The sequence below is a fragment of the Paraburkholderia eburnea genome (assembly GCF_002917095.1).
In the GTDB taxonomy this organism is placed as follows: Bacteria; Pseudomonadota; Gammaproteobacteria; order Burkholderiales; family Burkholderiaceae; genus Paraburkholderia; species Paraburkholderia eburnea.
The window spans coordinates 627,875-640,281 of sequence record NZ_PQGA01000001.1; the positions used below are offsets into that span (position 1 = coordinate 627,875).

The 12,407-nt window shown below is 64.4% G+C and carries 6 protein-coding genes; all 6 read right to left on the reverse strand.

Annotated elements, in window-relative coordinates:
• Window positions 1-52: 52 nt before the first annotated feature.
• Entirely contained in the window at window positions 53-6,262 is a 6,210-nt protein-coding gene (locus B0G62_RS02785; protein WP_103702281.1) for an ESPR-type extended signal peptide-containing protein, read from the reverse strand.
• A 986-nt stretch (window positions 6,263-7,248) separates the two neighbouring features.
• Entirely contained in the window at window positions 7,249-8,064 is an 816-nt protein-coding gene (pyrF, locus tag B0G62_RS02790) for an orotidine-5'-phosphate decarboxylase (protein WP_103702283.1), read from the reverse strand.
• Between the two features lie 118 nt (window positions 8,065-8,182).
• Complete coding sequence (locus B0G62_RS02795; RefSeq protein WP_103702285.1) at window positions 8,183-9,349, reverse strand: aldose 1-epimerase; 1,167 nt, start codon at window positions 9,347-9,349, stop codon at window positions 8,183-8,185.
• 279 nt (window positions 9,350-9,628) lie between these two features.
• Window positions 9,629-10,534, reverse strand: coding sequence for an SMP-30/gluconolactonase/LRE family protein (locus B0G62_RS02800; protein ID WP_103702287.1), 906 nt, complete (start codon window positions 10,532-10,534; stop codon window positions 9,629-9,631).
• Window positions 10,531-11,331 carry an SDR family NAD(P)-dependent oxidoreductase gene (locus B0G62_RS02805; protein ID WP_103702289.1) on the reverse strand — a complete coding sequence of 267 codons (801 nt, stop codon included), beginning with the start codon at window positions 11,329-11,331 and terminating at the stop codon, window positions 10,531-10,533. The genes B0G62_RS02800 and B0G62_RS02805 overlap by 4 nt, the downstream gene beginning before the upstream one ends.
• A gap of 31 nt (window positions 11,332-11,362) precedes the next feature.
• Complete coding sequence (gene araH / locus B0G62_RS02810; protein ID WP_103702291.1) at window positions 11,363-12,391, reverse strand: L-arabinose ABC transporter permease AraH; 1,029 nt, start codon at window positions 12,389-12,391, stop codon at window positions 11,363-11,365.
• Between the last annotated feature and the right edge of the window lie 16 nt (window positions 12,392-12,407).

A 12,407-nucleotide genomic window follows, 5' to 3' on the forward strand; every position in this document is an offset into this window, starting at 1 on the left:
AGTTTCTCCGTGCCCGCCACGGTTTCCCGTGGCGGGCTTGGGTCGCGGTCGATCAGAAGCCGATCGTCGCGCCAACCGAGACGCCGGTGCTACCCGCGTTGCTCGTCGCATGCGACACGTGAGCGTTCACCAGCACGCGATCCGACACGTACCAGTTCGCACCGAGTGCCAGCGCGCTTTCGCCGCCGTAGGTACCCGCCGCCACGCTCATCTGGAAGTTGCCTTCCGAGCGTGCATTCGGGAGCAGCGAGGAAGCCGCCATCGCCGTTGCGCCCAGCACGTTCATCTGCTTGCGCACCACGCCGATCTGCTGGTTCGTGTAGGCGTTGGCTTGCTGCGTCGCTTGCTGAACCGCGTTGCTCGAAGCGTTGCTTACCGCATCGTTCAACTGGTCGACGTTGACCGCGTCGGTACCGGCCGTGCCAGCCGCGACGTTGGTGACCTGGCGTTCATTGCCCGCCGAGCCCACCGACACCGTGTTGTCACGATCCGCCACCGAGCCCTGGCCCAGCGCCACGGCGTTGTTCGCCGTTGCCGTTGCGTTCGCGCCGATCGCCGTCGACTGGCTGCCGCTCGCGGTCGAGCTTGCGCCCATCGCGACCGACTGGCTGCCGCTTGCCACCGCGTTCGCGCCGCCTGCCGTCGAATGCGTACCCGTCGACTGCGCCGCTTCGGTATTGCGGTCGCCCTGCGCCGAGAACATCGGGTCGGTTGCGTTTTGGGCGATGTTATTCACCGTGTCGATCTGCGACTGGAGGTCGTACAGTTGCGAGCCATTCACGGCGTCCGTGCTCGTCGCGTTGACGACACCGTTCGCCACGTTGTGGATCGCGACAGCCGTCGTCGAACCGGAACCGCCCAGCGTGATCGAGTCCTTCGCCGACGAGTCGTACATCACCGCGTTGTCCGTCAGGTTCTGGACCGAGCCGGAGATGTTCGAGATCGCGTCGCCCACGTTGTTGTACGTGCCGCCGTTGACGACATACGTCGGAGCCGAGATCGTGCCGTCGGTGTTCACCGTCGAACCACCACCCAGCGCGCTAGCCGTCGAGCTGGAGACCGCGTACAGCTGCGAGCCGTTCACTGCCTGCACGCTCGTCGCGTTCACCGCACCATTCGCCACACCGGTCAGAACACGCGGACCTGCCGTGCCCGTGAAGTCCACGAGGTTGCCGCCCGTGTTCTTCGCAACCGTGATGTCGAGCGTGTCCGGATCCTGCTGCACCAGACCAACCGTGCCGTTGTTGATGTTGTTCGTCAGGTTCGTGATGTCGGTCGTGTTTTGCGTCACACGGCCGTCCAGGTTCGTCAACGCGCCGCCAACATTGTTGAACGTGTCGCCGCCGATGTTGTACGTCGGGTTCGAGATCGAGCCGTCGCCGTTCACCGTCGAGCCGCCGCCCAGCGCGTCAGCCGTCGAGCTGCCCAGTGCGTAGAGTTGCGAACCGTTCACCGCGTCAACGCTCGAAGCCGTCACATCGCCTGCCGAAACGCCGGTCAGCTTGCGCGTGCCCGCCGTGCCCGTGAAGTCCACGATCGTGCCGTCCGTGTCCTTCGCAACGGTGATGTTGCGCGTCGTCTGATCCTGCTGGACGAGGCCAATCGTGCCGTTGTTGATGTTGTTGGTGATGTTCTGGATGTCCGACGTGTTTTGCGTCACACGGCCGTCCAGGTTGGTGATCGCGCCGGCCACGTTGGTGTACGTGCTGCCGCCGTTGATCACGAACGTCGGGTTCGAGATCGTGCCGTTCGGGTTCACCGTCGAGCCACCGCCGATTGCCGCTGCGTCGGAGCTGGCCAGGTTGTACAGCTGCGAACCGTTCACCGCGTCGAAGCTCGATGCGTTCACTGCACCAGCCGCCACGTTATGCAGCGCGACTGCCGTGCTTGCACCCACGCCGCCCAGCGTCACCGAAGCGTGCGCCGACGAGTCATACATCACCGCATCCTGCAACTGACCGTTGATGTTCGTGATGTCGCCCGAGATCTCCGTGAATGCCGACCCTGCGTTGTTGAACGTCTTGCCGCCGATGACATACGTCGGGTTCGAGATCGAACCGTTCGGGTTCACCGTCGAGCCGCCGCCCATCGAATCAGCCGTCGAGCTGGCCAGTGCGTAGAGCTGCGAACCGTTCACCGCATCCACGCTCGAAGCCGTCACATCGCCTGCCGAAACGCCGGTCAGCTTGCGCGTGCCCGCCGTGCCCGTGAAGTCGACGAGCGTACCGCCCGTAGCCTTCGCAACCGTCACCGTGCTCGTCGGCGTGGCTTGCTGCACCAGACCGATCGTGCCGTTGTTGATGTTGTTCGTCAGGTTCGTGATATCGGTCGTGTTTTGCGTCACACGGCCATCCAGGTTGGTGATCGCGCCGGCCACGTTGGTGAACGTGCCACCGTTGATCACGAACGTCGGGTTCGAGATCGTGCCGTTCGGGTTCACCGTCGAGCCACCGCCGATTGCCGCTGCGTCGGAGCTGGCCAGGTTGTACAGCTGCGAACCGTTCACTGCGTCGAAGCTCGATGCGTTCACTGCACCAGCCGCCACGTTATGCAGCGCGACTGCCTTGGTCGAACCCGAACCGCCCAGCGTCACCGAGGTGTGCGCCGACGAGTCGTACATGACCGCATCTTGCAGCTGACCGTTCATGTTCGTGATCTGGCTGTTGATGCTCGTGATCGAACCGTCCAGGTTGGTGATCGCGCCGCCGACGTTGTTGAACGTCTTGCCGCCAACCACATACGTCGGGTTCGAGATCGAACCGTTGCTGTTCACCGTCGAACCGCCGCCGAGCGCCGAGGCGTCGGAGCTGGCCAGGTTGTACAGCTGCGAACCGTTCACCGCGTCGAAACTCGATGCGTTCACTGCACCAGCCGCGACGTTGTGCAGCGCGACTGCCGTGCTTGCACCAACGCCGCCCAGCGTCACCGAAGTGTGCGCCGACGAGTCATACAGCACCGCATCTTGCACCTGGCCGTTGATGTTCGTGATCTGACCGGCGATGTTCGAGATCGCGTTCGTATTGGCCGTGACCTGGGTGTTCGTCGCGTAGAGTTCCGAACCGTTCACCGCATCCGTGCTCGTAGCCGTCACACGGCCCGCCGCCACGTTGGTGATGGTGCGCTCGGCGCCTGCCGTACCCACGCTTACCGTGCCCGTCGGGTTCGTGCCGGCGTAGGTGTACGTCGTGCCGCCGATCACGCCGCTGGCCGTGCCCACTGCCGCTGCCGTGGTCGCACCGTTGCCCAGCGCCACCGAGTTCGACACGTTCGACACCGCGCCGTTACCGATTGCGATCGAGTTCGATTGCGTAGCCGTCGCCACCGGACCAATGGCCGTGCTGTTCGCACCCGTCGCCGACGAGTCACCCAGCGTCGAGTTCGTGTGGAAGTACTTGATCCCGCCGCCGTTGGTGATGTTGTTCACCGTGTTCGTGACGTTCGACACGTTCTGGTTGGTCGCATACAGCTGCGAACCATTGACCGCATCCGTGCTCGTCGCGCTCAGTGCGCCCGGGGCCACGTTATGGATCACGACCGTCGAGGTCGAACCCGTGCCGCCCAGCGTGATCGAGGTGTGCGCCGACGAGTCGTACGTCACCGCATTGGCCAGTTGACCATTGATGTTCGTGATCGAACCCTGGATGCTCGTGATCTGACCGTTGAGGGTCGTCACGTTGCCCTGGAGCGTGGTGATGCTGCTCGTGTTGGCCGTGACCTGGGTGTTCGTCGCATAGAGTTCCGAACCGTTCACCGCATCCGTGCTCGTAGCCGTCACACGGCCCGCCGCCACGTTGGTGATGGTGCGCTCGGCGCCTGCCGTGCCCACGCTTACCGTGCCCGTCGGGTTCGTGCCAGCGTAGGTGTACGTCGTGCCGCCGATCACGCCGCTGGCCGTGCCCACTGCCGCTGCCGTGGTCGCGCCATTGCCCAGCGCCACCGAGTTCGCCACCGAAGCGTTCGCGCCGTTGCCCAGTGCGATCGAGTTCGTGTTCGAAGCCACCGCAGCCTGGCCCAGCGCCGTGCTGTTCGCGCCGCTCGCCGTCGCGGACGAACCCAGCGCTTCGCCACCATTGCTGGCGAGCGCGTTCCAGCCCATCGCCATGCCGATCTGCGATGCGTTCCCCGTTGCGGAGGCGCCAGCGCCAATCGCGATATCGTCGCTATTGTTCGCCGTCGCACCATTGCCCATGGCAATGCTGTTGGCGCCGGTTGCCGTCGCCACCGGGCCGATGGCCGTGCTGTTCGCGCCCGTCGCCGACGAATCACCCAGCGTCGAGGTCGTGTGGAAGTACTTGATCCCGCCGCCGTTGGTGATGTTGTTCACCGTGTTGGTGACGTTCGACACGTTCTGGTTGGTCGCATACAGCTGCGAACCATTGACCGCGTCCGTGCTCGTCGAACTCAGTGTGCCCGGAGCCACGTTATGGATCACCACCGTCGAGGTCGAGCCCGAACCGCCCAGCGTGATCGAGGTGTGCGCCGACGAGTCGTACTGAACCGTATTGGCCAGTTGACCGTTGATGTTCGTGATCGAACCCTGGATGCTCGTGATCTGACCGTTGATGGTCGTCACGTTGCCCTGGAGCGTGGTGATGCTGCTCGTGTTGGCCGTGATCTGCGAGTCGGCCGCAAAGAGTTGCGAACCGTTCACCGCATCCGTGCTGGTAGCCGTCACACGGCCTGCCGCCACGTTGGTGATGGTGCGCTCGGCGCCTGCCGTGCCCACGCTTACCGTGCCCGTCGGGTTCGCGCCAGCGTAGGTGTACGTCGTGCCGCCGATCACGCCGCTGGCCGTGCCCACTGCCGCTGCCGTGGTCGCGCCATTGCCCAGCGCCACCGAGTTCGACACCGAAGCGTTCGCGCCGTTGCCGAGAGCCACCGCGTTTGTCGCGTTGGCGTTTGCTTTAAAGCCAACCGCAGTCGCGCCTTGCTGGCTAGCCGTGGCATAGGAACCGACAGCATTCGCATAGTTGGCGCTAGCGACGGACGAGTCGCCCAGCGCGTCGGAATAGATGCCCGTGGCTTGAGCCTTGAAGCCCAGCGCCGTGGCTTCCCAGTTGGACGCGGTAGCGGCCGTACCAATTGCCGTCGCCTGGGAGGTCGTCATGTCGGCCAAACCTGCAACCGCTCCCTGGCCCATTGCGACGTTCGCACCGGGGCTTATTTGATTGGAACCGTAAGCGGTCGCACCCATGCCGATCGCGATCGCGCCTGACGAATTGGTTGCGCCAGCCGTCGTGGTGGCGCCGCTGCCCATCGCAATGTCGTTTGCGCCGCCCGCCGTCGCGGCGGCGCCAATCGCCGTCGAGTTCACACCCGCCGCCACCGAATCCGCCGCCGTCGAGTTGGTATGGAAATACTTGATCCCGCCGCCGTTGGTGATGTTGTTCACCGTGTTGGTGACGTTCGTCACGGCCTGGTTGGTCGCCGTGATCTGCGAGTCGGCCGCAAAGAGTTGCGAACCGTTCACCGCATCCGTGCTCGCAGCCGTCACCTGACCCGCCGCCACGTTGGTAATCGTGCGCTCGGCGCCTGCCGTGCCCACGCTCACCGTGCCCGTCGGGTTCGTGCCGGCGTAGGTGTAGTTCGTGCCGCCGATCACGCCGCTGGCCGTGCCCACCGCCGTTGCCGCGGTCGCGCCGCTGCCCAGCGCCACCGAGTTCGACACAGTCGACACCGCGCCGTTGCCGATCGCCACCGCATTGGCCGCCGTCACCGTACTGGATGCACCCAAGGCAACGCCATACGCCGCCGCCGTGCTGGCGTAAGACATATTGCCGAACGCGAACGAATTTGAGCCGTCCGCAGCGGAGAAACGCCCGAGCGCAGTCGAGTACTGTCCCGCCGCGAGCGACAACTCGCCGATGGCAGTCGCGCCGACGGAAGAGGCGGTGGCGCCCATGCCGAGCGCAGTGGTGTAATAGTCCAATGCGTTCGCGTAGCTGCCGAACGCCGTGGAGCCGTTGACCGAACTGTTACCCGCAACCGCATAATCGCCTACCGCCGTCGCCTGAAACGTAACGTTGGGCGTGGTAGTGCCGTCTGGACGGAGGCCGGAGAGAGTGGGGTTTGTTGAACTGATGGCGGACGATCCCGTCCCGGCGTTGTAGTTCGCGTGCGCGGTGCCAATAGCCGAAAGCGAGAGTGCGGCCGCGGCGACTACCGAAAGCTTGCTGCTCTTCTTCTTGCCCTTGGCCAGCTCGGATGCGGCCATCCAGGTTCCAGTCGTCTCATTCCAGACAACGCGATAGGTCTTATTCATCAATTTCCTCAATTAAGATCATGACCGCGACTCGATTCGGAGAAGGTCGCGATTTTTTGCAAGAAAGCGAACCGGATACCCGTTGAATCGGGTATCTCGGCTTCTCATATAGTTCGTATTCCCAACTAATATTCCCGGTAACTTCAGATCTCCGGGATGTTCATCGCATGGGTAATGCGATGCGCTGTGGCATGCCTGAGCGGCGCCCGGATCTGGAATCCGGTCCGCACATCAAAACTGTAGGCTTGGGCAGTCGCTAGCGAAATCGGAGAACTTCGAATCCGTTCCGGTCAGGACACAGCACGGCTACGGCAAAGCGGGCAATCTGGCCATACTCCATAAAGCACCGCCTTGGAACAGTGATCTGCAAGAGCGGCCCTCTCACGGAGAAAGCCGACGTTCGGAAACGCACCCTACGATCCCCGTCACGAGCCCGCGTGCGTGGCTCAAGAAGGGATGGCGAGGACTCGAATATCCCAAGGAAGATGGAGGATGGGAGCCAATCTTAGTGAGGTGGAGGGGGAGGAAGAATAGGAAAATTCTTAGTTATCTTGCTCCACTAAGCATTTAACCAAGTTTAAGGCGGTGTTTTTTCGACATCAATTTAAGATTAATCTTAAATTACGCGTGTTTCTTGACGAAATCTAAAGAGATTTCGTAATTTTCTGAACATCGCCCGAGCGAATATAAAGACAGGATTGTCAACGCCGATGCCGCCGCATTGCGCGCTCAGAGGCGCTGCGCAATTTTTGCGTTGCGATTTTCTCGTCGGATAAAGGCGCGCATTGGCCCAATCGCGCCAGGAACAAAACACGAAGTCGATTCTCAATGCCGGCGGCGGGCGCTTCAGCCATCCTGAATATGGAGCGCGCCGCCGGTCATCGCCGGGAAACAAACGGATGCCGGGCGGCAGCGCATCGTGATCCAGCGCTTGCGTGCCGATGCCTTGCGAGACTCGCCGGCTCGACAGCAAGGCCGTGACACTGTCAGCGATACTTGTTGATCGTATCGCGCGTGCTCTGAGCAGCCGTTGCAGCCGCCTGCGCGTAGTCGTCGCCCTTGCTCGCGTAGATGATCGCGCGCGACGAGTTGATGAGCATGCCCGTGCCGTTCGCGGTGCGGCCCGCCTTCACGGTCGCTTCCACGTCGCCGCCTTGCGCGCCGATACCGGGAATCAGCAGCGGCATGTCGCCAACAATCTGGCGAACCGTTTCGATCTCCTTAGGAAACGTCGCGCCCACCACAAGGCCGAGTTCACCGCTCGCGTTCCACTTCTGCGCCGCGAGCGAAGCGACGATCTGATAGAGCGGCTTGCCATCGACGGTGAGGAATTGCAGATCCGAGCCGCCGGGATTCGACGTGCGGCACAGGACGATCACGCCCTTGCCCGCGTGCGCGAGCCACGGTTCGATCGAGTCGAAGCCCATGTACGGATTCACGGTGACGGCATCCGCCTTGAAGCGTTCGAACGCCTCGCGTGCGTATTGCTCCGCCGTGCTGCCGATATCGCCGCGCTTGGCGTCGAGGATCACGGGCAGGCCAGGGTGTTTCTCGTGGATATGGGCGATCAGCGCTTCGAGCTGGTCCTCGGCGCGATGCGCGGCGAAGTAGGCGATCTGCGGCTTGAACGAGCACGCGTAAGGCGCCGTGGCATCGACGATATCGCGGCAAAACTCGAAGATCGCGTCGCTGCGGCCGGCGAGCGCGGCCGGAAATTTCGTCGGTTCGGGGTCGAGGCCGACGCACAGCAGCGAGCCGGTGCGCTGCCAGGCGGCCGAAAGGGACTGGGAGAAGGAGGTCATGATGGGGGGCCGCAGGCGGCCCGTAGAAGGGAAAACGGTCCGTATTTTACCCGCCCCGGTTGCGGCGCCGCGCGAGGCCCGACGAAGCCGGGCGCCGCACGCATGTCCATCGGCGCGCTTACAGCCGCGCGCGGGCGCCCTTGCCGCCGCGCCCGCCCGCCCGGCTGCGCGCTCCGGCGCGGTGCGGGCCGGCCGCCGCACGCATGTCCATGCGCTCCACGGAGAACGCAAAGCGCCGCACGAGCCGCTCGCCGTGCGCCAGAACGGTCATCCCATGCGCCCCGCCGCCGCCTGCCAGGTTCACGGCATTGATCGGATGATCGACCGGCTCGAAGCAGAAGAAGTCTTGGCCTGGCGGCGTGTAGAGCACGTAATAGTCGGTGTCGGCGCAGATCGACAGCGACAGCCGGCGGCGCTCCCACACCACCGCCGCGCGCCCGCTCCAGCCGCTGAATGCGTGATTCACCAGTTGATCCGGCAGCGGATAGGCCACGCCGAACTGCCACGCAGCCGGCGCGGGGACGTGACGCAGCGGCAGCCAGTCGTCGCCCGAAAGCCACAGGCCGCTTGCGGGCGCGGAAAGCTCGGTGCTCGCGTCGCGCGCGAGGAACGGATGCATGCCCAAGCCGAATGGCAGCGGCTCGCGGCCCGTGTTCTCGACTTCGAGCGTCATCGCGAGCGTCGCGCCGTCGAGCGCATAGGTCAGCACCGCGCGGTAGGCGTATGGTTCGCCGTCGTTGCGATCGAGCACGAGGCGCACACGTTCACGATCGGCGCTCTCGATGCTCCATGGTGCGAGCCAGCCGTCGCCGTGAATCGGCAGCGGCTCGCCCGCGCGGTTGCGCGGCACCTCGATGTCGCGTCCGCCGAAGTGAAAGCGTCCCGCGCCGATGCGGTTCGAATACGGCAGCAGCGGGTAGCACGCCAGCTCGTTCGGGTCCATGCGCGCGCTCACCTGTTCGCAGCGGCGGAACACGGGTTCGAGCACGCCTTCGCTGCGCCAGTCGAAGCGCGTGATGCCGCCGCCCAGTTGCGGCGCCACGTCGAGTCTCAAATAAGCGTTGGTGAGCGTCACGCAGGGGACGTCGCTGGTGCCGGCCGCGCCGATTGCGACCGCCGACGTGCTCGGCCCCGGCATCACCGGATGCGTGGCGGCTTCGAGCCGCGCGCGCCGCGCGGCGGCGGGCGTGCCGGCCGCGGCGGGTTGCGGCGCAAGCGATGAAGCGGCGGCGGAAGAAGTACGGGAACGAGCAGTTTGACGCACAGCGGAATTCGCGACGCTCATGAGCGGCTCCTCGAGAGGCATGAATGATTGCCGCCCTCGCAGGCGGCGCACGGGCGGCTTGTCGTCCACGCGGGGGCAGGATTCTAGTGCATCCGTTGCCCGCGTGGTATCGCAACCGCTTCTTGTGTTCACCCTTCCTTGATTCGTACTGGCAAAACTGAACGCACTACCCTGAGCGCACTACGCTGAGCGCACGACTGCTCGACTGTTGCCTGACTACAACGCCGACGCCGGCATTCGCGCCGGCGATGGGGGTGACGGCGGCCCTGCGTCGCCCGTTCAGGCCTTCGGCGGCCTGCCCTGAAAGAGCGGTTCCGCCAGCCCCACGCGGCCCGTCTGCGCCACGAACACGCCGCCTGCGTGGGGTTCGCGCGCGAGTGCTTCGTCATCCAGACCATCGCGCGCGCTCGTCACATAAAGCGCTGTCAGACGCGCTCCGCCGAGCGTAACGCAGCTTGGCTGCGTCGTGGGAATCTTTACGCGCTCGGTTTCCACGCCATCCGGGCCGTAACGCACCACGCATTCGCCAGCCCATTGCGCGTTCCAGAGGCCGCCTTCGCTATCGACGGTCGAGCCGTCCGGCTCGCCTTCATGGTCCGGCACGCGCACGAACAGGCGATCGTTTGCAATCGTTCCGTCGGCGCCGTAGTCGCAGGCGCGAATCTCGCGTGTCAACGAATCGGCGTAATACATGATCGCGCCGTCCGGGCTGAAGGCGATGCTGTTGGAAATCGCCGCCACGGGCAGCGGCAGCTTCTCCAGCGAGAGATCGTGATTGAGCCGATAAAAGCCGCCGATCTTCTCGAACGGCTTGCGCTCGTACTTGGTGCCGAACACGAAGCGGCCCTGGCGGTCACAGCGGCCGTCGTTCAGGCGCGTGGGCAGATCGGGTTCGACGTCGACGATCGGCGTGATCTCGCCCGTTTCCAGATCGAAGAAGGCGAGGCGCGAAGCCAGCCCGATCAGCAGCCGGTTCGGGTCTTCGCATAGCGCGAAGCACGCCAGGCGCTCGGGCATCGGCCAGGTGCGGAGCGAGCCGTCCGCGCTGTCGTAGCGAGAGAGGCTCGCGCCTTCGATATCGTTCCAGTAGAGCCGCGCGCTGCGCGAGCACCACGTCGCGCCTTCGCCAAGCGTGTTTTTCGCGTGGACGAGCAATTCGGCGACGCCGTCCTGTTGCGCGCTCATGCCCAGCCTCCGTCCACGACGATCTCCTGCGCGGTGATCATGCGGCTGTCGTCGGCGGCGAGAAAGAGTGCCATGCGCGCGAGATCTTCGGGCAGCAGTTCCGCGTCGATACACTGGCCGCGCTTGATATTTTCGCGCCCTTCGTCGGTGAGCCACAGGCGCCGCTGCTTGTCCGTCATCACCCAGCCCGGCAAGAGCGAATTCACGCGGATGCCGTATTGCCCCAGGTCCTTCGCGAGTCCGCTCGTGAGCCCCTGCACCGCCGACTTGCTCATCACATAGACCGGATAGTCGCTGTTCTTGAGCCTCCAGCTAATCGACCCGAGATTGATGATCGAGCCGCGTCTGGCGGCCTTCATGTCCTCGGCCACGGCCTGCGCCGCGAACAATTGATGGCGCACGTTCACGGCGATGCCCGCGTCGAAGAACTCCGGCGTGACGTCGGCGAGCGTGTGGCGCTTGTCGTTCGCGGCGTTGTTCACCAGCACTTCGATGGGGCCGAGCGCCGCCTTCACGTCGGCGATCGCGGCGCGCAAGGCGGCGATATCGGTGAGATCGACGCTCGCGAACAGCGGCTTGTGGCGCGAGTCGCCCAGCTCATCGGCGAGCGCCACGCCAGCCGTCGTGTCGATGTCGAAGAACGCGACGCGCGCGCCCTGCGCCGCGAAGTGCTCGACGAACGACGCGCCGATGCCGGTCGCGCCGCCCGTGATGAGGACGACGCGATCCGTCAGGCTCGGATAGCGCGCGTAGCTTTCGTGCGCGTGATGCTCGCTGGCGTTGGCGGGAGACGACATGGCAGCTTCCTTGTGGAATGAATCGCGGTTTTTAATCGCGTGCACCGCGGTTCTTCAACTGGTCGAGCAGCACCGCCGCGAGCAGGATCGCGCCGCGCACGAGGTACTGATAGAACGCGTCGATATTGAGCAGGTTCATCACGTTCTCGACCGTGCCCATGATCAGCACGCCGATCACCACGCCCGAGATCGTCGCGCGCCCGCCCAGCAGCGACACGCCGCCCAGCACGCACGCGGAAATCACGTTCAGCTCGAAGCCTTCCGCCGCATTCGGCTGGCCCGAGGTGATACGCGCGGCGAGAATCACGCCCGCCAGCGCCGTCACCGCGCCCTGGATCAGGAAGATCCACACGCGAGTGCGCTCGACCTTGATACCGGCCAGGCGCGACGCTTCCGGATTGCCGCCGATGGCGAGCGTATTGCGCCCGTACACGGTCTGATTGAGCATCACGCCAAACGCGATGAAGCAGAACAGCGTCACCCAGATCGGCAGTTGCACGCCGAAGAACGCCACGGTGCCCATGGCGATGAACGTATCCGACGACACGCCCACGGCCTGACCATGCGAGACGATGAAGCCCAGACCGCGCACGATTTCCATCGTGGCGAGCGTGGTGATCAGCGCGTTGATGCGCAGATACGCGATCACCGCGCCGTTCACGAAGCCGATCGCCGCGCCCGCCGCCACCGCCGCGACGATGGCGATGAAGGTGTTGTTGGTCGCGTTGAGCACCATCGCGCAGAGCACGCCCGCGAACGCCACCGTTGATCCGACCGACAGGTCGAAGTCGCGCGAGGCGAGACAGAACATCATCGTGCAGGCCACCATGCCGATCTGCGAGACCGACAGCGCGAGGCCCAGCATGTTCTCGATCGAGAAGAAGTGATCGACGGTCAGCGACATCACGATGAACATGACCGCGAAAATCACGATCAGGCTGTATTCGGTGATCTGCTGCCACCACTTCTGCTTGTCGGTGGAACTCGGAATCAGCGCGTCCGCGACGTTCTTCGCGGCGCTGTTGGCGGACTCGGCCGCCAGGTTTTCTCTTGCTTGCATTTCAGTCACTCCTCCC